Annotated in this window: 23 protein-coding genes and 1 riboswitch; of the genes, 15 read left to right on the top strand and 8 right to left on the bottom strand. The window is 38.4% G+C overall.

From position 1 onward, the window contains the following. Positions 1–281: 281 nt before the first annotated feature. The 12 genes from ilvB to ACFQRG_RS15945 all read left to right on the top strand — a co-directional run bounded on the left by ilvB (position 282) and on the right by ACFQRG_RS15945 (position 14,580). Positions 282–1,952 (top strand): acetolactate synthase large subunit, encoded by a 1,671-nt coding sequence (ilvB, locus tag ACFQRG_RS16000; RefSeq protein ID WP_380968025.1) that lies wholly within the window; start codon positions 282–284, stop codon positions 1,950–1,952. Continuing rightward, positions 1,949–2,470, top strand: coding sequence for an acetolactate synthase small subunit (ilvN, locus tag ACFQRG_RS15995; RefSeq protein WP_380967841.1), 522 nt, complete (start codon positions 1,949–1,951; stop codon positions 2,468–2,470). Before ilvB ends, ilvN begins: the two co-directional genes overlap by 4 nt. Positions 2,471–2,511: 41 nt before the next feature. Further along, positions 2,512–3,540 carry a ketol-acid reductoisomerase gene (gene ilvC / locus ACFQRG_RS15990; protein ID WP_380967839.1) on the top strand — a complete coding sequence of 343 codons (1,029 nt, stop codon included), beginning with the start codon at positions 2,512–2,514 and terminating at the stop codon, positions 3,538–3,540. After that, positions 3,527–5,068, top strand: coding sequence for a 2-isopropylmalate synthase (locus tag ACFQRG_RS15985; RefSeq protein ID WP_380967837.1), 1,542 nt, complete (start codon positions 3,527–3,529; stop codon positions 5,066–5,068). Before ilvC ends, ACFQRG_RS15985 begins: the two co-directional genes overlap by 14 nt. 27 nt (positions 5,069–5,095) lie before the next feature. Next, positions 5,096–6,199: a 3-isopropylmalate dehydrogenase gene (gene leuB / locus ACFQRG_RS15980; RefSeq protein WP_380967835.1), complete on the top strand. Its 1,104-nt coding sequence runs from the start codon at positions 5,096–5,098 to the stop codon at positions 6,197–6,199. Positions 6,200–6,274: 75 nt separating this feature from the next. Further along, positions 6,275–7,687, top strand: a complete 1,413-nt coding sequence (gene leuC / locus ACFQRG_RS15975; protein ID WP_380967833.1) for a 3-isopropylmalate dehydratase large subunit — start codon at positions 6,275–6,277, stop codon at positions 7,685–7,687. Between the two features lie 33 nt (positions 7,688–7,720). Beyond that, a complete protein-coding gene (leuD, locus tag ACFQRG_RS15970; RefSeq protein WP_380967832.1) occupies positions 7,721–8,314 on the top strand; it encodes a 3-isopropylmalate dehydratase small subunit in 594 nt (197 codons plus the stop codon). 64 nt (positions 8,315–8,378) lie between these two features. Further along, the gene (locus ACFQRG_RS15965; protein WP_380967830.1) at positions 8,379–11,057 is read left to right on the top strand and encodes a sigma 54-interacting transcriptional regulator; all 2,679 of its coding nucleotides are present in this window, start codon (positions 8,379–8,381) and stop codon (positions 11,055–11,057) included. A gap of 151 nt (positions 11,058–11,208) precedes the next feature. Continuing rightward, positions 11,209–11,511, top strand: a complete 303-nt coding sequence (locus tag ACFQRG_RS15960) for a PTS sugar transporter subunit IIB (protein WP_380967827.1) — start codon at positions 11,209–11,211, stop codon at positions 11,509–11,511. Between the two features lie 15 nt (positions 11,512–11,526). After that, on the top strand, positions 11,527–12,882 hold the full coding sequence (gene celB, locus ACFQRG_RS15955) for a PTS cellobiose transporter subunit IIC (RefSeq protein ID WP_380967825.1): 1,356 nt from the start codon (positions 11,527–11,529) through the stop codon (positions 12,880–12,882). A gap of 40 nt (positions 12,883–12,922) precedes the next feature. Further along, the gene (locus ACFQRG_RS15950) at positions 12,923–13,249 is read left to right on the top strand and encodes a PTS sugar transporter subunit IIA (protein ID WP_380967823.1); all 327 of its coding nucleotides are present in this window, start codon (positions 12,923–12,925) and stop codon (positions 13,247–13,249) included. Further along, positions 13,246–14,580, top strand: coding sequence for a 6-phospho-beta-glucosidase (locus ACFQRG_RS15945; protein WP_380967821.1), 1,335 nt, complete (start codon positions 13,246–13,248; stop codon positions 14,578–14,580). The genes ACFQRG_RS15950 and ACFQRG_RS15945 overlap by 4 nt, the downstream gene beginning before the upstream one ends. 47 nt (positions 14,581–14,627) lie before the next feature. Here the strand turns inward: ACFQRG_RS15945 and ACFQRG_RS15940 are convergent, their stop codons facing one another. Together ACFQRG_RS15940 and ACFQRG_RS15935 are read right to left on the bottom strand one after the other, a co-directional pair. Then, a complete protein-coding gene (locus ACFQRG_RS15940; RefSeq protein ID WP_380967819.1) occupies positions 14,628–15,293 on the bottom strand; it encodes a DUF2642 domain-containing protein in 666 nt (221 codons plus the stop codon). A 96-nt stretch (positions 15,294–15,389) separates the two neighbouring features. Next, positions 15,390–16,745, bottom strand: coding sequence for an arsenic transporter (locus ACFQRG_RS15935; protein ID WP_380967817.1), 1,356 nt, complete (start codon positions 16,743–16,745; stop codon positions 15,390–15,392). Between the two features lie 389 nt (positions 16,746–17,134). On the opposite strand from ACFQRG_RS15935, the gene ACFQRG_RS15930 reads away from it, so the two are divergent. Then, the gene (locus ACFQRG_RS15930) at positions 17,135–17,890 is read left to right on the top strand and encodes a hypothetical protein (protein ID WP_380967815.1); all 756 of its coding nucleotides are present in this window, start codon (positions 17,135–17,137) and stop codon (positions 17,888–17,890) included. Between the two features lie 107 nt (positions 17,891–17,997). Here the strand turns inward: ACFQRG_RS15930 and ACFQRG_RS15925 are convergent, their stop codons facing one another. Beyond that, entirely contained in the window at positions 17,998–19,083 is a 1,086-nt protein-coding gene (locus ACFQRG_RS15925; protein WP_380967813.1) for a CotH kinase family protein, read from the bottom strand. 146 nt (positions 19,084–19,229) lie between these two features. Between ACFQRG_RS15925 and ACFQRG_RS15920 the strand changes: the two genes are divergently transcribed. Then, complete coding sequence (locus ACFQRG_RS15920) at positions 19,230–19,397, top strand: Fur-regulated basic protein FbpA (RefSeq protein WP_380967811.1); 168 nt, start codon at positions 19,230–19,232, stop codon at positions 19,395–19,397. A gap of 139 nt (positions 19,398–19,536) precedes the next feature. On the opposite strand, the gene ACFQRG_RS15915 is transcribed toward ACFQRG_RS15920, so the two are convergent. From ACFQRG_RS15915 to ACFQRG_RS15895, 5 genes are all read right to left on the bottom strand, one after another. Continuing rightward, positions 19,537–20,199, bottom strand: coding sequence for a hypothetical protein (locus ACFQRG_RS15915; RefSeq protein WP_380967809.1), 663 nt, complete (start codon positions 20,197–20,199; stop codon positions 19,537–19,539). Positions 20,200–20,395: 196 nt separating this feature from the next. Continuing rightward, complete coding sequence (locus ACFQRG_RS15910) at positions 20,396–21,181, bottom strand: CsxC family protein (protein ID WP_380967807.1); 786 nt, start codon at positions 21,179–21,181, stop codon at positions 20,396–20,398. A gap of 235 nt (positions 21,182–21,416) precedes the next feature. Beyond that, on the bottom strand, positions 21,417–22,103 hold the full coding sequence (gene tenA, locus ACFQRG_RS15905) for a thiaminase II (protein WP_380967806.1): 687 nt from the start codon (positions 22,101–22,103) through the stop codon (positions 21,417–21,419). 122 nt (positions 22,104–22,225) lie between these two features. Beyond that, a riboswitch (TPP riboswitch) is annotated at positions 22,226–22,326 on the bottom strand. Positions 22,327–22,484: 158 nt separating this feature from the next. Beyond that, a complete protein-coding gene (locus ACFQRG_RS15900; RefSeq protein ID WP_380967804.1) occupies positions 22,485–22,766 on the bottom strand; it encodes a hypothetical protein in 282 nt (93 codons plus the stop codon). 112 nt (positions 22,767–22,878) lie between these two features. Further along, positions 22,879–23,607 carry a hypothetical protein gene (locus ACFQRG_RS15895; protein WP_380967802.1) on the bottom strand — a complete coding sequence of 243 codons (729 nt, stop codon included), beginning with the start codon at positions 23,605–23,607 and terminating at the stop codon, positions 22,879–22,881. 378 nt (positions 23,608–23,985) lie between these two features. Between ACFQRG_RS15895 and ACFQRG_RS15890 the strand changes: the two genes are divergently transcribed. Continuing rightward, a complete protein-coding gene (locus tag ACFQRG_RS15890; RefSeq protein ID WP_380967800.1) occupies positions 23,986–24,801 on the top strand; it encodes a lipoate--protein ligase family protein in 816 nt (271 codons plus the stop codon). The last annotated feature ends 14 nt before the right edge of the window (positions 24,802–24,815 follow it).

Raw genomic sequence — 24,815 nt, 5'->3', positions numbered from 1 at the left:
TTAATAGAACTCAACAATCAAGTACTTGATTGTTGCTGAGGCGGCGTTCGTGAGGGCGTCGTGAAATTGGGTGGTACCGTGAAATAAGAGTCTTTTCACCCCAATGCATCACACATATACAGGTGTATGTCGTGTGCAAGGGGAGAGAGGACTCTTTTATTATTGGCTGACTTTAATAGCTAAACGTCGTAATTGGGTAAAGCAACTTTTAAAAATTCTTATAGGAGGGTTAAAAAGTGACTGTTAAAACAAGTGTTGATGTTAATGCTGCACCAGCTGAAATGAGCGGAGCGGATATTTTAATACAATCCCTCATAAACGAAGGTGTAGAGATACTTTTTGGATATCCCGGCGGTGCGGTCTTGCCTATCTATGACGCACTTTATAAAAATCCAATCAGCCACGTGTTGACTCGTCATGAGCAAGGAGCGATCCATGCGGCCGAAGGATATGCACGTGTATCCGGTAAACCGGGCGTTGTCATTGCGACATCCGGTCCAGGCGTGACTAATTTAGTTACCGGAATCGCTGATGCGATGATGGACTCTTTACCGCTTGTTATATTTACAGGGCAAGTTTCGCAAAACGTCATCGGAACCGATGCCTTTCAAGAAGCAGATGTTATGGGGATTACAATGCCGATAACAAAATATAACGTCCAGGTTCACGATATGAAAGACTTGCCAAGAATTATTAAAGAAGCTTTTCATATTGCAACAACCGGACGTCCGGGGCCGGTATTGATTGACATTCCAAAAAATATTTCAGAGGGAAAGGCTGTTGTAGATTTTGAACCTGACATTCATTTACCAGGTTATCAGCCTAATCTAACCCCGAATTATTTGCAAATTAAGAAACTGTCAGAAGCATTGTCCCATGCTGAAAAACCAGTAATTTTAGCCGGGGCAGGTGTCTTGCACGCCAAGGCTTCAGAAAAACTGACTGAATTTGCGGAACGATACAATATCCCGGTTACGAATACGCTGCTCGGGTTGGGAAATTTTCCTGCAGATCATCGATTATTCCTTGGCATGGCCGGAATGCACGGTGTTTACGCTGCAAATATGGCATTGCATGAAACGGATCTATTAATTAATATCGGCGCGCGTTTCGATGATAGATTAACAGGCAATCTCAAACATTTTGCGCCGAATGCAAAGGTTGCACATATTGATGTTGATCCGGCTGAAATCGGTAAAAATATCAATACACATATTCCGGTTGTTGCCGATGCCAAAGAGGCTTTAGTTAAGCTTTTAGAAGAAGAAGACATTAATACTAATACTGAAAGCTGGTGCAGCCGCTTAAATCGTTACAAAAATGATTACCCGCTTTGGTATCACGAAGGAGACCAAGAACTTTTACCGCAAAGATTGGTTGAACTTGTTCATGAATGTACAAACGGGAATGCCATTGTCACAACAGATGTTGGCCAACATCAAATGTGGGCGGCACAATATTACCAATTTAATCTGCCGAATCGTTGGGTAACCTCCGGAGGGCTTGGAACAATGGGATTTGGTTTCCCTGCTGCTATCGGTGCACAAATAGCCTGTCCTGAAGAAAATGTTGTTGCAATACTGGGAGACGGCGGATTTCAAATGACTTTGCAGGAACTCTCAGTGGTCAGGGAATTAAATCTTCCTATAAAAATTGTTATCCTGAATAACGAAGCGCTTGGTATGGTAAGGCAATGGCAGCAAACCTTTTACGAGGAGAGATATTCCCAGTCACTAATTCCGGTTCAGCCTGATTTTGTTAAATTGGCTGAAAGTTACGGCATTAAGGGTATTAGGGTAACAGATGAACAGGAAGCAGAGTCTGTTCTCCGGGAAACGATGATGGTTAAAGAACCAGTATTAATTGATTGCCGGATTAAGGCAAGTGAAAATGTCTACCCAATGATTGCACCAGGAAAGGGACATCACGAGATGATTGGAGTGAAACCATGAAACGCATTGTTACAGCCACAGTATTAAATCAAAGCGGTGTCCTGAATCGAGTCACCGGACTAATGACCAAAAGGCAATTCAATATTGACAGCATCACTGTCGGCCGAACCGAAAATGATGGTATTTCAAAAATGACGTTTGTTGTCAATGTTGACAGTGAACAGCAAATCGAACAGTTGATAAAACAATTAAACAAACAAATTGATGTTATTAAAGTTTCTGACATTACAGATCAAGCAATTGTCGCAAGAGAACTGGCTTTAATTAAAGTGTTAAGCAATGCTCAAACACGAAGTGAAATTGTCGGTATTGCTGAACCGTTCAGAGCTTCAATAATTGATGTCAGCCGTGAAAGCATCACGATTCAAGTCACGGGTGACACAGAAAAAATTGAAGCAATGATTGATCTCCTCCGGCCATATGGCATTAAGGAATTATCAAGAACTGGTTTAACTGCTTTTTTAAGAGGGTCACAAAGGCAAGTCACTGATTTAAATTCGTACTCTCTTTTAAAATAAATTCTAATAAATCAAACAAACATAGGAAGGAAAGATGAAAAATGACTAAAGTATATTATGATAACGACGTTCAAGAGGCAGTACTAAGAGGGAAAAAAATCGCAGTGGTTGGTTATGGTTCACAAGGCCACGCACATGCGTTGAATTTAAAAGAAAATGGTTTTGATGTTGTAATTGGTATTAGACCTGGTAAGTCTGCAGATAAAGCAGAAAAAGACGGTTTTACTGTAAAAACTGTAAAAGAGGCAGCTGAAGAAGCTGATGTTATCATGGTTCTTCTTCCAGATGAGCGCCAAACAAAAGTATACAATGAAGAAATTGCACCTGGACTACAAGCAGGCAATGCACTCGTGTTTGCCCACGGCTTCAATATTCACTTCAGCCAAATTACACCGCCTGAAGATGTTGATGTATTCATGGTTGCGCCAAAAGGTCCTGGCCATCTTGTCCGAAGAACATTTACTGAAGGCGCAGGGGTTCCGGCATTAATCGCAGTCTATCAAGATGCAACCGGGCAAGCCAAGGAAACTGCCCTGGCTTATGCTAAAGGCATTGGCGCTGCAAGAGCAGGCGTTTTGGAAACAACTTTTAAAGAAGAAACTGAAACTGATCTTTTCGGCGAACAAGCTGTTCTATGCGGCGGTCTAACTTCATTAATCAAAGCAGGATTTGAAACATTGGTCGAAGCAGGGTACCAACCGGAAATAGCTTACTTTGAGTGTTTACATGAAATGAAGCTTATTGTTGACTTGATCTATGAAGGTGGTTTCGAGGGCATGCGCTATTCTATTTCTGATACTGCTCAATGGGGTGACTTCGTTTCCGGACCAAGAGTTGTTGATGAGCATGTTAAAGAAAATATGAAAGGCGTGTTAAAAGATATTCAAGAAGGCAAATTTGCCAAAGGCTGGATCTTGGAAAACCAAGTGAACCGTCCGCAATTTAATGCGACTAATGCACAGGAAAATAATCATCAAATTGCCGTTGTCGGCAGAGAATTGCGTAAATTAATGCCATTTATCAGAAAAGAGGATAAACAAGAGGAAGTGGTCGCTAATGCGAAAAATTGACATTTTCGATACAACGCTTCGAGACGGTGAGCAATCAGCAGGCGTCAATTTAAATGCATTAGAAAAGTTGGAAATTGCCAAACAGTTAGAGCGTTTGGGTGTGGATATTATGGAGGCGGGATTTCCCGCTTCCTCAAAAGGTGATTTCCAAGCGGTAAAAACGATTGCGGAAACGGTCAAGGACAGTTCAGTCACCGGACTGGCCAGAGCTAATAAAAAAGATATTGATGCTGCATGGGATGCTCTGAAAAACTCAGCGGAGCCAAGACTTCATGTATTTCTTGCAACATCTCCGATTCATATGACTTATAAGCTGAAAAAAACACCTGATGAAGTTCTTGAATCTGCGGTTGAAGCTGTTAAATATGCAAAGCAAAAATTTTCTATTGTGCAATGGTCCGCTGAAGATGCTACCAGATCCGATAAATGGTTCCTTGTTAAAATCATAACCGAAGTGATTAAAGCAGGCGCCTCCGTTATAAATATTCCGGATACTGTTGGATATCGCAGTCCTGAAGAATACGGCGGAATATTTGCCTTTTTAAGGGAAAACGTACCGAATATTGATAAAGTAAAACTTTCCGCTCATTGCCATGATGATCTTGGCATGGCAGCTGCCAACTCACTTGCAGCCATTGAACATGGTGCAACACAAGTTGAAGGCGCGATTAATGGCATTGGCGAACGTGCAGGAAACACTGCACTTGAAGAAGTAGCAGTTGCACTTCACATTCGAAATGATCATTACCAAGCACAAACAAGGTTGAAATTAAACGAGATTAAGAAAACGAGTCAATTGATTAGTAAGTTAACAGGTATGGTTGTTCCTGGAAATAAAGCAGTTGTCGGAGAGAATGCCTTTGCCCATGAATCCGGTATCCACCAAGATGGTGTCTTAAAAGAAGCATCTACCTATGAAATTATTACACCGGAATTAATTGGCCTTTCCTCTAACAGACTAGTTTTAGGCAAACACTCTGGAAGACACGCGGTAAAGAATAAAATAGAAGATCTTGGCTTTAATCTTAGCGAAGACAAAATAAATGAAGTATTTGAAGCTTTCAAAGCTCTTACTGATAAGAAAAAAGAAGTGACGGATGATGACCTTTTCGACATTTTAACCGAAAAACAAACTGAAACAAAAGATGTAGAAAAATACGAACTTAAGAGTGTACAGCTTCAATATGGCACCAATAATATTCAAACGGCAACAGTTGCTGTTACTGCACCGGACGGCTCTTATAAAGAAGAAGCGGCAACCGGCGCGGGCAGTGTAGAAGCTATTTACAATACAATTGAAAGAATAGTAGAGCAGCCATTAGAATTGGTAGATTATCAAATTAAATCAATTGGCGGCGGCAGGGACGCCTTAGCAGAAGTCTATGTAAAAGCTGTATACAATGGTGTGGAATCAGGCGGAAGAGGTTCAGCGCAAGATGTATTGGAGGCCTCTGCTAAAGCTTATCTTAATGCTGTGAACCGTGCGGTCGTCAACGGATCAAGAACGAAACAAAAAGTTAATCTTTAAAGAAAATTCAAAGGGGAGGTTATTCGTATGAAAAAAAGAATCGCAGTTTTACCAGGAGACGGTATTGGTCGTGAAGTTATGGAAGGTGCGGTACGCATTCTAAAAGCTGTGGCTGATTGCTTTGATCATGAATTTGAATTTACTGAAGGATTAATTGGCGGAGCGGCTATTGATGCTAAAGGAAATCCACTTCCACCAGAAACTTTAGAAATTTGTAGGGAAAGTGACGCGATTCTTTTAGGAGCTGTCGGCGGGCCAAAATGGTCGGATGTCCCTACGGATATTCGCCCTGAAAAAGGATTGCTTGGACTTCGTAAAGAGATGGGATTATTTGCGAATCTGCGCCCGGTAACCGCCTATCAACAGCTCGTGAATGCCTCGCCGTTAAAACGCGAAGTTATTGAAAATGTTGATCTAATGATTGTCAGAGAATTAACCGGCGGTATATATTTTGGAAAAAGTGAAAGGCGCGGAGAAAATAATGACGTTGCTGTAGATACGCTTCAATACGATGTTCATGAGATTGAAAGAATTGTAGAAAAGGCGTTTCAGTTAGCTAGCGTCAGACGGAAAAAGTTAACATCTGTTGATAAAGCAAACGTTCTTGAATCAAGCCGAATGTGGCGTGAGATAGTAGATAAAGTTTCAGTAAATTATCCAGATGTTCAGGTTGAACATATGCTTGTTGACTCAACAGCTATGAAGTTAATTCATCAACCGGGAGATTTTGATGTTGTCGTCACTGAAAATATGTTTGGCGATATTTTGAGTGATGAAGCGTCTATGATTGCCGGTTCACTAGGGATGTTGCCATCTGCCAGTCTTCGCAGTGACAGTGTAGGTCTATATGAACCTGTTCACGGCTCAGCTCCGGATATTGCTGGTGAAAACAAAGCGAATCCATTAGCGATGATTCTGTCAGCTGCTATGATGCTGAAATATTCCTTTGATTTGGAGAAAGAGTCACGTGCTGTAGAAGCGGCGGTTACTGAAGTTTTAAATGATGGTTATTATACATCCGATGTAGGCGTCAGCGGAAAATGTATCGGCACAAAGGAAATGATTGATAAAGTGATGGATAAATTGAATGAAAATCATGCAATATCCGGTATTCTTTCTTGCTATGTATAAGACTAACAATATATAAGACTAACAATGTATAATTCATAATATTTTGGATATTTTCTGAAGAAAGGAAGGTTTATCATGCAACCAAGAACTATTATTGATAAGATCTGGGATCGCCATATCGTACACAAGGAAAAAGGTAAACCGGATTTGCTTTATATTGACCTGCATCTTGTTCATGAAGTCACTTCACCGCAAGCCTTTGAAGGCTTGCGGATGCATCAAAGAAAGGTCAGAAGGCCGGATCTTACCTTTGCAACAATGGATCATAATGTTCCGACTGTCCACCAAAGCATTATTAAAGATGAAATAGCCAAAAAGCAGATGACGACACTTGAAGAAAATTGTCAGGAATTTGGTGTCACGCTTGCAGGAATTAACCACCCTGATCAAGGGATTGTTCATGTCATAGGTCCGGAACTTGGCTTAACCCAGCCGGGTAAAACGATCGTATGCGGCGACAGTCACACATCGACACACGGCGCATTTGGGGCATTGGCTTTCGGTATCGGCACCAGTGAAGTAGAGCATGTTCTGGCTACACAAACTTTGTGGCAAAAAAGGCCGGAAACACTTCAAGTAAAGGTAAATGGAAAACTCGGATTAGGGGTTACTGCAAAAGATCTTATTCTGGCTATCATTGCAAAATACGGCATTAGTGTAGGAACAGGCGCTGTTATCGAATATACAGGTGAAGCCATTCGCGAAATGTCGATGGAAGAACGAATGACTGTCTGTAATATGTCAATTGAAGCCGGTGCAAGAGCTGGATTAATCAGTCCGGATGAAAAGACATTTGCTTATTTAAAAGATAGAAAACATGTACCTAAAGGCAAAGATTTTGAGGATCTCGTTGAAGAATGGCGGGCACTGGCAACTGACGAAGGAGCCGTCTATGACCGGGTAATTGAAATTGAAGCGTCTGAGGTTGAACCTCAGGTTACATGGGGAACAAATCCTTCAATGTGCGCTTCTGTTAGCAGCAATGTACCTATCCCGGAAAATATTAAAGAAAAAAGTGCCAAAGAAGCTGTAAAACAAGCTTTAGCGTATATGGATTTACAGCCGGGTACGCCTATTAAGGATATTGATATCCAACATGTGTTTATTGGATCATGTACCAACTCAAGAATCAGTGACTTAAGAGCAGCGGCTGAGGTGATTAAAGGCCGGAAAGTCCATCAGGGTGTGAGAGCCCTTGCTGTTCCAGGATCCCGAACGGTTAAGGATCAGGCTGAAAAAGAAGGGTTAGATAAAATCTTTATAGAAGCAGGATTTGAATGGCGTGAGCCTGGGTGCAGCATGTGTTTGGCGATGAACGACGATATTGTTCCAATTGGTGAAAGGTGTGCCTCTACCTCGAACAGGAACTTCGAAGGACGGCAAGGAAATGGCTCGCGTACACATCTTGTCAGCCCGGCAATGGCTGCCGCTGCCGCAATAGCAGGAAAATTCGTCGACGTTAGACAGCTGGAAACTGTCAATGTATAAATCAGATAGGCCACTAGAAAGAAGGGAACAATAATGGAACCACTTAGAAAATATGAAGGTATTGTCTATCCTCTTAACCGGGTAAATGTTGATACGGACCAAATCATCCCGAAACAATTTTTAAAACGCATTGAACGTCAAGGGTTTGGCCAATTTTTATTCTACCATTGGCGATTTAATAATCAGGGTGAACCCAGGGAAGATTTTTCTTTAAATGATGATCAATATCGCGATGCATCGGTTTTAGTTGCCGGTCAAAACTTTGGGTGTGGCTCTTCCCGTGAACATGCGCCATGGGCTTTACTGGATTATGGCTTTAAAATTATTATTGCGCCAAGCTTTGCCGATATTTTTTACAATAACTGTTTTAAAAACGGCGTTCTTCCTATTAAGTTAAAAGAAGAAGAAGTTGATGAGCTGTTGGAAAATGCTAAACAGCCAAACTATAAACTTACCATTGATCTTGAAAAACAAACCGTTTATGATAATCAATCATTTCAAACCCATTTTGACATAGACAGCTACCCTAAAGAAATGCTGCTAAACGGCCGGGATGAAATTGCCATGACTTTAACACTTGATGATAAAATTTCAGCTTTCGAGCAAAAAAAACAAGCGTTGGCTTAGCCAATGCTTGTTTTTTGTTATACTTTAGAAAAGTATAACAATAGCCGCAGGCGGGGTGATAGAGATGAAAAGGCGGGAAGTAATTTTCTCGAAATTGAAGGAAATAGATAAGGGTGAAGGGGTAAGCGCTAAGGAGCTTGCTGATCTTATGCATTTAGACCGTGCCAATGTTAGCAGTGATTTAAATCAATTATGGAAGGATGGAAAAATATATAAGAGCGAAGGGCGCCCGGTATTATTTTCAATTCAAAAACAACAATACCAAGAAAATATAACTCAACTTGATAAGTTTGTTCAAGAAAATAAGAGTTTAACGCTCCCTGTCGAACAAGGAAAAGCCGCTGTTTTATATCCTCCTAAGGGCATGAATCTGTTAGTCTATGGGGAAACAGGCGTTGGCAAGTCAATGTTTGCTGAAATATTATACCGCTATGCCGTCGAAATAAACAAATTGACTGCCGGTTCACCATTTGTCACTTTTAATTGTGCGGATTACGCTAATAATCCTCAATTGTTATTAGGTCAGTTATTCGGTGTTAAGAAGGGTGCCTATACCGGTGCGATTGAACAAAGCGGGTTAATAGAAAAGGCTGACCAAGGGGTCTTGTTTTTAGATGAAGTTCATCGTTTACCTCCAGAGGGACAAGAAATGCTATTCACCTTCATGGATAAAGGTTTGTTCCGCCGGTTAGGTGAAACTGAAGCTGAGAGATCAGCAAAAGTTTTAATTATGGCTGCGACAACCGAAAATCCTAAATCGAGTTTATTGGAAACATTTACAAGAAGAATCCCGATGGTCATACATCTGCCATCCCTAAGTGAGAGATCCCGCGAAGAAAGGTATCACTTAATATTAAAATTTTTAAAAGAAGAGACTACGAGATTGGGGAAAGATTTATATGTATCCGCAAATACGATTCGTTCACTATTATATTATGACTGCGCAAATAATGTCGGCCAGCTCAAGACCGATATTCAATTAACATGTGCGAGGGCTTATGCGGATTTTGTCACTAAAAAAAAGATAAGGTTGCAGATTAATAGTACTGATTTAATTCATTACATTAAAGAAGGTCTTTATAAAACAAAAAACGACCAGGATAAAATAGAAATTAAGCAGCATCAATACTATATTTTTCAACCGGAACAAGAGGGATTGTTATATAAAAAAGATGATTCAAGTGATCAAACGGTTTATGAAAAAATAGAGAACCGATTCAATGAGTTGAAATCACGGGGAATTAATGACGAAGAAGTAGATTTACTCATGGAGATTGATATTGAAAATTACTTTACACAATATATTAAAGGCATTCATAAGCGAATCAATAAAGGCGAAATGACCAAAATTATTGATGAACGTGTATCAAGACTGACGGAGGATATCATTCAATATGTTGAATCAAAGCTGGATGTCGTTCTCAGTAAAAAGGTATTCCTCGGCCTGGCCTTACATATACAGACTTCTTTAAAACGGCTGGCAAGCGGCAAAAGAATTATTAACCCCCAGTTAAATAAAGTGAGAACGTCTTATAAAAAGGAATTCAGCGTTGCCTTAGATTGCATTAAAATGATAGAAGATCGATTGAATATTGATTTACCTATTGATGAAGCAGGATTTTTAACAATGTTTTTTGTTCTTGATAATGAAGAAATAGATGAAAATGAAGAGAATATTTCAGTAATTGTCATTATGCACGGTGAGAGTACAGCATCATCTATTGTGGAAGTAGCCCGCCAGCTTTTAGGTACTGAATATGCCGCTAAAGCCATTGATATGCCTCTAACCACGCACCCTGATGATATTTATGAAAGAGTGAAAGAGTATATCCAAAATAAAGCCTCTCAATCAGGTGCTTTGTTACTTGTTGATATGGGTTCGTTAATAAATTTAAAAACAAGATTGAAACAGGAGACAGCTATTCCTGTCGAGGTTATTCCTATGGTTAGCACAGCACATGTACTTGAAGCAGTAAGAAAGGCCATGCTTGGCTATTCGTTAACTGAGTTATATGAAGACCTGAAAAGCACGGTGTCTATCTACTCCTCCGACGGCTTAGGTTCTCAAGTTTCTTTAAATCCCGGGAAGAAATGTGCCATAGTAACGGCATGTACGACAGGAGAGGGGAGCGCGCGAGCTATTAAGAAAATACTTGAAAGCCAATGTCGTTTTAATCAAGAGTTTCTTGATATCACCCCTATTAATATAACTGGTTCAAAGGTGAATCATACTTGGTCGTCCCTAAAGGAAAACAGAAGGGTCATCAGTATTGTCAGCAACTATCATTTTAAAGAAAATATTCCGCAATTCAGCATTGAAGATGTCCTTAACTTAAAAGCGATTAAAGAGATTCAAACTATCATTGATATAGAAGAAACGTATTTAAAAATGGAAGAAACGATTGATAATCATTTATTAAATGTTACGGGCGAAGCGATTATACCGGACATCAGATCCTGCTTCCATCACATTCAAAGGTCGTTAAACAGTCAGACTGATCATCATGATTTGATCGGTATTGTTCTTCATATGAGCTGCATGGTGGACCGCTTGATATCGGGTGAAGAAACAGTCGTATACGAAGGGAAAGAAGCGTTCCTGGAAAAGCACCGAAAGCTGTATACGATTATTAGGGAGGCATTACAGTCCATAGAACAAAAATATATGATTAATATTAGTGATGATGAGGTTTGTTATATCATTCACTTCTTTGACTTTGAACAAACACAGATAACTCATTAAAACACTCTAAACTTATTCTAATGACACACTATTCAAAAATTAACACACTGCTAAAAATAAATGTGATTAAACCAGTGTTTGATATGTTGGCATCGATATTGCTTATATAATATTGAGAGCGCTTACTAAAAACTTACGAGGAGGATTTAAAATGAATATTTTATTATGCTGTGCGGGCGGTATGTCAACAAGTCTATTAGTCACTAAAATGCAACAGGCGGCTGAGGAAAAGGGGTTGGAAACTAATATATCTGCTGTAGGTCTAAGTGAAGTTAAACAGCACATTGATGATGCCGATATCCTATTATTAGGTCCGCAAGTCCGTTATAAGTTGGCTGAATTTACAAAGTTAGCCGAAGAAAGGGATATTCCTATCGATGTCATCAATCCTGCAGATTATGGCATGGTTAATGGAAAAAATGTTCTTGAACATGCTTTAAGCTTTCAAAAATAGGAGGTATGTCTCCCAATGAATGCTATGATGGGTTTTTTAGAAAAATATATGCTTCCAATAGCGGGCAAAATTCAAGGGCAAAAACATCTTCAGTCAATCCGGGACGGTATTATTTTAGCAATGCCTTTAATCATTGTTGGATCTGTATTTTTGATAATTGCCAACTTGCCAATACCCGGATTTAGTCACTTTATGGCAAGTATCTTTGGGGATACATGGTCCAAGAAATTTAGTTATCCAATCGATGCCACCTTTAGTATTATGTCGATCATTGTCTGTTTCGGTATCGGTTATCGCCTGGCGGAAAGATATAAGGTTGATGCATTGTCTTCGGGAGCTATCGCCTTATCCGCTTTTATACTTTCAACACCTCAAGTCCTTATGTTTACACCTGAAGGCGCAAAGAAGGCGCTTGAAGTACCCGGTGTTATACCCGTTGCGCTAATGGGCAGTCAAGGGCTGTTTGTTGCCATGATTGTCGCCTTGTTTTCAACGGAAGTTTACAGAAAAATCATTCAGAAGAACATTGTTGTTAAAATGCCTCAAGGCGTGCCGCCGGCGGTTTCAAAGTCTTTCACAGCATTAGTACCCGCCTTTGTTGTATTAACGGTTGTATGGATTGTCAGGCTTATATTGGAAGCAACATCGATGCAAGATCTCCATCATCTGATTGATAAGATTATTACAACACCGCTGAGTTTCCTGGGCGGCAGTCTATGGGGGATGCTGATCGCTGTCCTTGCGATTCAATTGTTATGGTGTTTTGGGCTGCATGGTGATGCAATTATTGTTGACAGTTTGATGTCGCCAATTTGGCTTGCGCTAATGGATCAGAACAGACAAGTGTATATGGCAAACCATCATGCTGACTTGCCAAATATTATTTGTTCGCCTTTTTTAAGTATTTGGATAGAGGCTGGAGGATCGGGTTTGACGTTTGGCCTTGTGCTGTTAATGATTTTTAGAGCAAGAAGCAAACAGATGAAGCAATTAGGTAAAATTGCTGTTGCTCCGAGTTTTTTTAATATTAACGAACCGACGATTTTCGGGACGCCAATAGTTATGAATCCAGTCATGATGATCCCGTTTATCCTTACACCTATTGTTATTGTTTTAATCACTTATTTTTCAATGGCTATTGGTCTTGTTGCCAAGCCAAGCGGTGTCTTGATACCTTGGACAACCCCCTTAGGGATCAGCGGTTTCTTGGCAACAGGTAAGATATCCGGCGGTGTCATTCAGATCATTAATCTTATTATTTCAATTTTGATTTACTATCCATTTTTACGGCTTTATGATAAGCAAAAGTTTCAAGAAGAACATAAAGCGCAACAGGCAGATACGCCAATTGATCGTTCTGTTAATGTTTAGTTTGCTTGTGATCAGACGGTGAAAAGGGGAGAAATTCATCATGACGTCAGAAGAAATTATTTTTCATATCATTTTACATGGCGGAAACGCCCGCAGCTTGGCAATGGAAGCTGTATCGCTTGCTAAGAACGGCAATTTCGATGAAGCAAGGGAAAAATTAAAGAAAGCTTCAGAGGAAATTTCTGAAGCGCATAAGACACAAACGTCGCTTATTCAGAAAGAAGCTGAAGGTGAAAAAACGGATGTTTCTCTCCTTCTTGTTCATGCTCAAGATCATTTAATGAATGCATTAACGATACAAGACTTTGCAAAGGAATTTGTTGAACTTTATGAAAAGCTCTTTATATCTGGAGGAGTGAAGTTATGAAAGGCCTTAAAATAGTAACCATCGGCGGCGGGTCCAGTTATACTCCTGAGCTTGTCGAGGGTTTTATCAAAAGATACAAGGAACTGCCGATTCGTGAACTTTGGCTTGTCGACATTCCTGATGGTAAGGAAAAATTAGAGATCGTCGGAGAGCTGGCTAGGAGGATGGTTGAAAAGGCCGGTGTGCCCATGGCTATTCACTTGACATTAAATAGAAGAGAAGCATTAAAGGATGCGGATTTTGTCACGACGCAAATCAGGGTTGGTTTACTTGATGCTAGGGCAAAAGATGAAAGAATTCCACTAAAGTTTGGTGTGATCGGGCAAGAAACCAATGGTCCAGGCGGATTGTTTAAAGCATTACGGACAGTGCCGGTCATTCTTGATATTTGTAAAGATATTGAAGAATTATGCCCTGATGCATGGCTTATCAATTTTTCGAATCCGGCCGGTCTCAACACCGAAGCGGTTTTACGCTACAGTAATATAAGAAAAGTGGTCGGGCTTTGTAATTTGCCAATTGGGATGAGAATGAATGTTGCAGAGCTGTTAAATATCAACGTTGACCGCGTTCATATTGACTTTGCAGGATTGAATCATATGGTGTTTGGGTTAAATGTCTATGTTGATGGTATCAAAGTAACAGATAAAGTCATAGATAAAATGACTTCGGGTGAACAGACTGAAACGGTGAAAAACATTCCTGATTTCCAGTGGGAACCTGAATTTATTAGAGCGCTTGGCTTCTTGCCATGCCCATATCATCGCTATTATTACCAAACGAGTGTTATGTTAGAAGATCAAGTGGAAGCTTATAAGAAGAATGGCACAAGGGCAGAAGTTGTTAAGAAGCTTGAAGCGGAATTGTTTGAGTTGTATAAAGACCCGAATTTAGATGTTAAACCGCCCCAATTAGAAAAACGCGGCGGCGCCTATTACAGTGATGCGGCATGTAATCTTATTTATTCCATTTATAATGACAAACGTGACATCCAAACGGTAAATGTAAGAAACAATGGGGCTATTAGCGGCATCCCGGAAGATTCCGCTGTAGAAGTCAATTGTGTCATTACAAAAGAAGGCCCTAAACCTATTGCTGTTGGAAACCTTCCAGTGCCGGTCCGCGGCCTGGTACAACAAATAAAATCATTTGAACGTACCGCGGCTGAAGCGGCTGTTACCGGTGATTATCACAAAGCGCTATTAGCCATGACCATCAATCCGTTAGTGCCATCTGATGCGATTGCCAAACAAATTCTTGACGAAATGCTTGAAGCTCATAAAGATTACTTACCGCAATTTAAGTGCCTGGAGTCAGCCGATGCAAAATAGTTAGGTGATTGTGTGGAGAATTTATTATTTTCTCCACACTTTCTTATTTAAGGAACATGTATAGACTTAATATGATTAAGTGTAAAGTAATGTGTCTCGCCATTAGCCGTCACTAACTCGATGAATTTATTTTCTATCTTTTTTAATAACCCTATCTTTAGCGGGTTTTCTCCTATATCAAATACGACCAGTTTTCCCTCAAATCTTTTTAATTCATCTTCTAGAAAGCGACGTAAGGGAATAGAGGAAGGATTTACGGGCAATGCTTCTTTACTTAATGTATAGGGGGTTATATTTTTATGGTAAGGGGTTAACCATTTTAAATGGTGCAAAGACATTAACATTGTCTTATAGACTGGCGAGTAAAAAACAAAATAATCACTTAACACATTTGTGACATACCCATGTAAAGACCAATCACCTGTCACATATATTTCACTGAAAACGCCTTTGGCATTTTGTAAAACAGTCCGATAAGAGATAGATTCATCTTCCTGCATTAATAATAGCTCCTCAGGCTGATTTATTTCCTGATCAGTTTGATTATCCAGCTGAATGCGATGGACATGTAATAAAGGAATATAATAAAACTTTTCCCCATCATACAGCACAAGTATGTCATTACCTATATCTATAAGTAAACCTTGAAAAAAAGTTTTTCCCGTAATTTCTATTTCAATTTGCTGATTCAACAATTTCTTAATGTTATCCAAAACGACCCCTCCCCAAATATTAAAAAAGTCTTTACTAATATATATAGTGTTTTTAATTTATAAATGAACTTATTTGGCACATACATCATACATCTTTTAATTGAAAATAAGCTGGATCCATGAAAATAATAATAGCAGCGTCACTATGACTGTTAATGGAATGACAATAAACGTCACATTCATATAATCCTTCCAGTTGACATTTATCTTATGTTTCTTAAGGATATGCATCCACATCAGGGAGGCTAGTGTACCAATAGGCAATAACAAAGATCCGATGTCACTGCCAATAATATTTGCAAGATATATAGTTTTTAAGGTAATCGGATCCAGCCCCATTTCTGTTAAAGTCATTGTTCCAATCATCAAAGCTGGATGATTATTAAACAAGTTAGATAAGACAGTGATTAGCCCCCCCATGATAAAGGTTGCATATAACAATCCCTGACTTACAATAGGTTCACATACTTTTATAAGCAGTTCTGTTAGTCCAATGTTATGGAGGCCATAAATGATAACGTACATAGAAAAGGAAAAAATGAAAATTTGCCAAGGAGTTTTCTTTAAAATATCAATGGGATTGGTTCGAAAATAATACCATCTCCAAATGAGTAAAATAAGTGATCCGAGAACAGCTACAAGCTGGATTGAGATAGAAAGATAAGAAGCTAAAAAAAGTGAGCAGCGCATGATAAAGACAAACAATAATATCTTTAACATAAATGTTGTACGTTGATGTTTTGTTTCAACTGAAATCTTTCCTTTTAACGGGTGAAAATGTTTTGTGAAAAATCCTTCCTCCAAGTCAATCACTAAATTGGGTAATTCCTTAGGCAGTTGTTTCTTTAATAGTTTGTACATGAGCAAGGACATAAAGGCTAATCCCAGTGATGCTGGTACAAATATCATCGCAGTATGCATATAAAGGGTCATATGAACAATATTCAGAGCGATTAAATTCACGATGTTGCTTACGCCAATCGGTGCACTTGAAGCTGTTGCGGTAATGGCCCCGCTTAACAGATAAGGAATTTGCTGATGAGGTTTTAATTGAAGATTTTTTAAAACAAGGATTAAAATCGGTGTTGTAATCAATATGCTGCCATCGCTGTTAAATAAAAGGGTCATTAAAAAACAAAACAGCTGGATATACCAATATAGACGATAACCTGAACCTTTGGATAGATTGACAAGCCGTACAGCCGACCAATGAAAAAAGCCGAAGCTTTCCAGTATAACTGCCATGACAATCGTGGCAATAATGGTTATAGCCGCACCGCCGATTTTATCAATAATATCTATCATATTAGCACTCGTAACCGTGCCTGTTAACACGATAATGATTGCACCAATTGCCGCTGGCCAAGCTTCATTAATACCCTTTGGCCTCCAAAAAATAACAAGCATCGTCACTATGAAAACAAATACAGTTATGGTGATTTCAATAGTCATCCGTCTCCGTTCCTTCTTCCTGTATTTAAATAATGTCTATAAGATAAACACCCTCGTCCGTGTTTTAAAGCTACTTTATCTTATTCAACTCTAGTAAGAAGGAAATAAACATAAAACCAACTCTTTTAAATATATACGATTGTCTTTACATGATAGATATCCATAAAAGACGAATATACAAATAATCACCCAATTTTTAATAAAAATCTGCAGTTATTCAACAGAATGGAACTGTGGGGCAGGCAAGATAAATAGACATTAATCTACCATTAGTAAAAATGACTAATTTTAAGAGATATAATTAATATAACTATATCTTTGTCTTGCAGTGACACATATAATGCCATTACATCAGTTGATAAATTGCTAAAGAGGAGGAACATGTTAATATGTTTAATCAATCTTCAATTGAAATGATTTCGAAATTAATTGGAAATAATGTGAAAATTAACATGGGGGGACCAGAATCAAAAACTGGTGAGTTGTTGACAGTAAGCTCGGATCATCTTGCCATTGATTCAGAAAAAGATGGTGTCATATATTATCAATTAAGGCATGTAAGAGGTGTTACAGTAAATTCAAAAAATGCCTCGTTATCATCAGGAAATGCAAATTATATTGAAGGTGAATCTTTTAACGATATTTTAAGTGCCTTAACGTATAAAAAAATAAGAATTAACCGCGGGGGACCGGAAAGTGTTGAAGGTGTACTGAATAGAGCCTTTGATCATTATATTGAAGTAACAACGAATGATGAAGTTTTATTTGTATCCATCTACCATATAAAGAGTATTAGTCATGTATCAGACCAGAAAAAGGATTCCGGGTCAAGCGGACAATCAAATGGAAGGTCTAATCGGAGAAGCCGTAATAATAGTAGCCAAAACGAGGTCATGGATGCTGTTGAAATAGCAAAAACAGCCGGAACTGAATTATATATGTACAATGAGCCATGGGAAACTTCTTGCGAACCTGGCACTTCCAGCAAACGGACCAGGACTTCAAGAAATAGAAGAAGATCCCATCGCTCGGGGAGCATGGGCGGACAAACCGGACCAACAATTTTCACTCGTTCGAATCAAATTCCTAGACCCGTACATCCAAGCGCTTCAATGGGCTACTCTAAAGTTAGCCGGTCTTCTTAAAGGCAGGACAATATTTATCCGTTACGACATTTAAAATAATTTTTCCAAATAAGAATAATCATCGCTCTCCTTTAAAAACAGACTCCATTTTAAACATGGGGTCTTTTCTATTCCAAATCGGATAAATGTTTCCTCAAGTAAAGATTCCGATCTTTAATAAAATCGATAATGATTTGAGGTTCTTTATCAAAAACCTGGATGTCTTTTTTTATATAAGGGTCCTTTAATACATAGGGACGTAATAATTCATGCATGGATATAATTTTTGGCCTTAAATATTCAACTGTAAACTCCTTATTAAGTATATTTTGCAGTAAACGGCGGTAATACTTTCGAAACGAGTGTACATCTAACAGACGGGCTGTTAAGGTGTTGTAGCCGGTAATCGGTATATAATCGAAGTCCATAATTATTCCGTTTATATCCCGTCCCCAGGTTGCATCATAGTCCCAAGGTATCATTTCAAATAACCCCGTGTCTTCGCGGCGGTATAATGCATAATTATGGACAAACCCATCGAAATTCTGCGTACAAATGACACCTGATAACCAACGAAAATATTTATCAATGTCTATATATTTGACAATCTCTTTTTCAAAATGGCTTTTGGAAAGCGTATTAATTTTATAAATTAATTCCTTTAGAAAAAGATCATCTTCATCTGTTCCTTCCTTCCTGCTGTATCCAGAATCAAGGGATTCTTTAACATCTTCATCAATAGGACTCATTAAAGAAAAATTAGCATCATCGTCTTCCGCATAATAAATCGGGCCATCTGGCAAATTTCTTCTATAAAGAAAATGCCGGTCAACCGATTCTAATTGTAAATAAACGCCCTGATGCAATCCGTTAATATTAATCCTGACATAACTTGATTCAGGCGATAAGGTGCCAATGCTTGAAAAAAAATCTAACGAAAGTTTATTTCTCAGCAATGATTTATCCATATATTCTGCATTGAAATGAAGCTCCTTGACCATAAAGTCATTTCTTGGGAATTCTATCCGGTATGATTTTTTTTTGAACTTACGAATATGCGAACCGCGATAAACAATGTCTATGTCGTATTTCTTTTTTCCAATCATCAGCTTTGCGATGACTGGATCATCACACCAAATATCGCTGCGCAATTCTTTGAAATCTAAAGGATGAATAAAGATTTTGTAAAGAGGGACTTCACTTTGAATACTCATATAATCTTTCCCTTTTATTTTTTATATTGGTAATACATAACCTATGATGATAGTCGTTTGAGTGGGAATTAAATTAACCGGCATTATTACAATTTTTATGTTTAAAAAAGCTTGGGATAGGGTATCAACCTGTTGGGAGGGATAACATGACTAAAAAACCCATCGATTCCAACCAAAAAGATACTTATATACAGAGGTTATTGAATAAAGGTATTTTCAAAATTAATGATAAGCAGCTTTATGAATACACAAAAGAACAACTGAAATTTTTTTATGAACAAGGAATAATTAAGGATTCTAAAAAAATTACCTAACCATTCAGAAGAATAAACGGAAAAATTCGCAAAAAATTAATTAAAAAATACTTGATGTTTGAGCCCTTCTTTATAACCGGACTTCGGAAACGAGGTCAATTAATAAATTAAGGAGGGCTTTGCCATGCCATTGTACAGCCTATGTAATATCAACTAATTGCTGTTGAAAAATAAGAACAGATATCGTTGCATCTAATTGAAACTGTATACAAGTGTTCTCTTCATGCTGATAAGTTTCCGTTGATACAATGTGGGTCCAGTGGTGTTTATAAGTAAAGGGATCTGAAGGGCCATAAATGATTTGTTCGCGATTTTTATATTGTTTCTCGTTGCTTTCAGATTCAAAGGTATACTCCCTGGATTGATTTTGCGGTGAAAAAAGTGGAGGATTGTAAAGATTGACAGGCGTTGTCATTTGAAAAGGTACGTATGCTTCTTCGCATAAGACTTTATCATCATCCTTTGGTACGTATTCGATATTGGCTATAAGAGTCCCTTTTGTAAAAAGATGATTCGATTGTGCGGGCATGTCACATTTTAACTTTTCCTGTCTCCATTTTATCTTTATGATATGATCAGTAAGGTGTTTTAAGAAATGTTGAGCTTCAATATTGATTTGAATTTCAGGATTGGCTATAAGGATTGGCATGGATGCGGTTGTTTCAGATAAATGGCATATTTCCGGCTTAAGTGTACATAAATCTTGATTTTCTGTATCCTTTACAGTGTTTTTATTTGCATCAAGATTAATTTTGGCAATCTTCATTGCGGGAAAGTTTGAAAAAGGATATTCATTACCCATAGGGTCACCCTCCAATAAAAGATTATTGACAGCGTATGTAATAAAAACTTATCCGGTGACTGGTTTAGTTGTTAGAGGTGGGAAGTTGGAGGCTAGAATAGAACTTGATGAAATACTTTTGATGCCATTTTTAAAATCATTTAACAAAATAAAAAACCTTGAAGAAAATCTTCAAGGTTTTTTAATCATTTACTTATTAATCGTCCCAGTCATCGCATTTTGATTTTTTATTTGATCCGCCAACACTTACTTGTTGCCTTTGAAGGACTTTAAGGGTGACTTCAACGACCATTTTTTCCTCCATTGAAGTGAAAGTTCCTGTAGTCATGCTGCGATTGGTGGCTTCATCTAATTCTACAAATTGGCTTGACAGTAATTCAACATAAGGAAGTTCATTGAAGGTTTCAGAGGATACTTGGTTGTTTTTGCAAAAATTACTTGATAATATTTGATCATCTCCACAAGCTGTTGGTACATTAGTAGAATTAAAATAACTGAATTGGGTTGGTGGAGTACCTGGACTGAATTTTGGCTGCTTAATAAACTTAATTGCCGTTACTGTTGAAAAAGGTACATCAACAGTTAATGAACGAACCTCAGAGGTCATGCTGGTAGATGTTTGGCATCGCGGTGTTGTGTATTCGATGTCTTTTCTTACAAAACCTCGTATAAATAACTTATTTGTTGGCAGCAAAAGACGTGCTTGGGTAATGACTAGATTCTTTTTAATGTTTCTGATTTCAAGAACAGGTTCAGAAAAGTTAATCGTTGAATCCATATCAATTTGAACTGTTGTTTCAGCCAGAACAACAGGTACATTAATATAAGAGCTTCCAGTTGTTACAGAAGGTGTGACAGGCGTATTGCTAGTTTCAGGAATACTGGTAGATAAATTCATTTCAACACTTGGGCGGCTTGGATTTATAAAAGGGGCAGGCGCATCATGATTGCCATGCTTATGGTGATGTTTTTCTTTAGACAAAATAAAAAACTCCCTTCCTCTTTTTACTATATTTTATGTTTTGGAAGGGATTAGGGTTGGACTAACATTCTCATAAAATAGCTGATTCTTAATAATATCTAAAAATGAGATGTTTCTCTGTAAATGACGGATAACCCAGCAGCAGTTAACTGCCTTTAGTGACAGAAAACTACTGCTAAATTCACTTTTTGAAGCCATTAATCTATTAATAACCTGATACTTATATAGATATTCTTTATACTGTAACTAAATCAACAGGCCACTTTTCAAGAGTATAAGCCATTTGCCAAAATCCGTATTCTAATTGGCAGCTTTTGGTGAAGTGATTTTTTGCTTTTTGCTTTTCATCTTCGCTGGCAGTTTGAGCCCATTGGTCAAGACGTTCACATAAAACTTCGGTTAATGACTTTTCTTCACTTTCTCTTCCGTAGAAGGCGATCCAATCATAGAAAGGATGGCTTGCATCCGGCTTGAGCTCATTCATAAATTTTTTCCCGATTTCCCAGTAGGTCCATGGACAAGGAAGAAGGGCAGCAATGATTTCCCCTAGCGAGCCGGTGGCAGCTACTGACAGCATATGTTTGATGTAATGGCTTGCAGTGGGTGCTAATGGTTCATATTGCAGGTCATCATAGTTAACACCGGCAACTTGGCAAAAATTATGATGAGGATGGATTTCGCTGTTTAGGACAAAAGAAATTTGATTATTAAACAGCCTGATATCATCACGAGTATCACATTTGGCAATAGCTAAACCATAAACTTTCATAAAGGCATTTAAGTATTCAAAATCTTGCTTTACATAGTGGATAAGCTGCTCTTTTTCCAGATATCCCTTGGCAATGCCTTGAACAAATGGATGATTAAAAATTGCCTCAAAAATAGGATCAGCGTCTTTTCTTAATTCTTCAGTGAAAGTCATTGTTTTTCCTCCTTTGTTTTCTAGGAAGCCACAGAGGAAATATCTTTATAGCATGAAAAAACCGCCCCATACAGATGGAGCGGTTCGTTTTATTTTTTAAAATAAAGCCCGAAAAAATGAGCTTTCCACCAACTCCACTTTCCTACGCTGGTATTAACCAGATCAGGTTCTAAGGGATCAAGGATATCCTTATCTCAGCCTAACGGCACCCCTAGTGGACTTCCTATGAAATTATCTTTAGATTAACCCATGTTTTTTGAAATGTCAAATAATCTATGAGGCAAAGGCTTAATCTCAAAGTTATTACTATTTTTCTTAAATAAACATCCCCTTTATCTAATCATAAATAAATAATAGAGGTTAGATAAAGGGGGTTCATAATTAAAATGATCTTACGGGTCTAATCCAAGGCTTTTCTGTGTTTGATTTAAAACTATCATCTTTAGACAACCGATTCTTTTTGCCTTTAATCAATTTATCTAAATTCTTTAACATATGGTTAAATTGATTATTATTTAATGTACCATTTGCATGCATCATACAAGCCATTGCATAAGCAATAGCCGTTGTATCCACGATAACGGTAACATCAACATCTGAATTCCCGCTTCTGCTGACTATCGCTTGGTTATCAGATTTGTTAATAGGATCTTGAAAACTCATTATTAACCTCCTCAATCTTATAATAGATTCAGGATATTAGCCAAAACTAATATCCTGAAAAACACCTTTCTTAATTGAAATCAGGTATCGGCAAAAATACCTGCCTTGAATGTTAACGGTTTCTTCTACGGTTTCCGCTTGATCTTCTATTTTGCTGGTTAGATCTGCGTGTACGTCCGCTAGACCTTCTTGTTTGACCGCTGGTTCTGCGCGTACGTCTGCCGGATCTTCTTGTTTGACCGCTGGTTCTGCGCATACGTCCGCTAGACCTTCTTATTTGACCGCTGGTTCTGCGCATACGTCTGCCGGATCTTCTTGTTTGACCGCTGGTTCTGCGCATACGTCCGCTAGACCTTCTCGTTTGACCGCTGGATCGGCGTATAAGTCCGCTGGATCTCCTTTGACCGCTGGATCGGCGTATAAGTCCGCTGGATCTCCTTTGACCGCTGGTTCTGCGCATACGTCCGCTAGACCTTCTTGTTTGACCGCTGGTTCTGCGTATAAGTCCACTTGATCTTCTTCTTAGGCCACTGGTTCTTCTTATTAATCCGCTAGATCTTCTGCGACCGCTCGTTCTTCTGCGACCGCTAGTCCTTCTGCGTCCGCTGCTCCTTCTATCATCATCTGCCCCAGGGTCAGCGATAGCGCGGTTATTAATCCGGATATCGACATAAGAGTTTCCGCTTTTAACAACATTAGCCGTGTTATTGTTTTTATCTTTTATATCATTATCATCATTGTCGGTGTCTACATCTACCCAAATATCATTTTGTCTATTTCTTCTATTTCCGCTTTCGTTCTCACGACTGCGTCGATGTCCGCTTTCACGATCGAAGCTCATTAATAATCCCCCTTGAAAGTTAATGTATTATATATATATGGATTTATCTAAATGACGTATAGGTTGATTTATTCATATAATTTACTTATTTTTTACTAGACTTTCATACCTTATCATCAAAAGACTATCAACTTTTGCACTAAGTTAGCTTTTGAAAATGCGGAATCTGTAATATGTTTGTATATGGAAATTATTTTTTATAATTATAAAATTGTAAGCGGTAAAGGATGGTTTACAACTAGAAGTCTTTGTTGTTATCATAAAGAAGATTTAAGAGGAAGTTCAAAAAGTCCTGGATACATGTTTTGTCCTCCTTTTTGAACGCGTATTTTTAGAGCGAAATATAGATTTTCTCAAGATGAAAAGGGATGAAGTATCATGGAAAAATGGCTGTTTATTGATTCGGGAATCAATACGCCTGCATTTAACATGGCAATGGATGAGGCATTGTTGGATTGGCATAGTCAAGGGCTTATTCCGCCGGTGGTTAGATTTTATGGATGGAATCCTCCAGGCTTTTCAGTTGGCTATTTTCAAAAAACTGAAGGTAAAATTGATTTTGAGGCTGTAAAAAAACACGGATTTGAATTAGTAAGACGGCCGACAGGAGGGCGGGCGGTTCTTCATGATGATGAACTGACATACAGCGTCATTGTCAGTGAAGACCATAAAATGATGCCTAAATCAGTCTCTCAAGCTTATCGTGTGATTTCCAAAGGATTGCTCGAAGGTTATAAAAATCTTGGGATAGAAGCTGAATTTTCCGTTCCTGAAGGTAAATTAGGCATGACTGGTTCAGCGGTTTGCTTTGATGAAGCCTCTTGGTATGAGTTAATTGTTGATGGGAAAAAGGCTGCAGGAAGCGCACAAACCCGTCAAAAAGGCGTCATCTTACAACATGGTTCTATCCCGATTAGTATGGATGTTGAAACTTTATTTGACTGTTTTATATATCCAAATGATCGTGTTAAAGCGCGCGCGTTGCGAAGCTTCTATAATAAAGCGGTATCAATCAATGATTGTGCAGGAAGAAAAGTAGGCTTGGATGAAGTAAAAGAGGCTTTTTATAACGGATTTAAAAAAGGTTTGGAAGTTGACCTTGAATCCTATACTTTAAGTGACGATCAACTTGAAAAAATCCATGACATTGCTAAAAATAAGTACCAAAGTCAACAATGGAACTATTCACGATAACAAGGGAGTGTAGT

Source organism: Scopulibacillus cellulosilyticus (assembly GCF_042665295.1).
Lineage (GTDB): Bacteria > Bacillota > Bacilli > Bacillales > Sporolactobacillaceae > Scopulibacillus_A > Scopulibacillus_A cellulosilyticus.
This window is presented reverse-complemented; position numbering and strand designations above follow the sequence as displayed.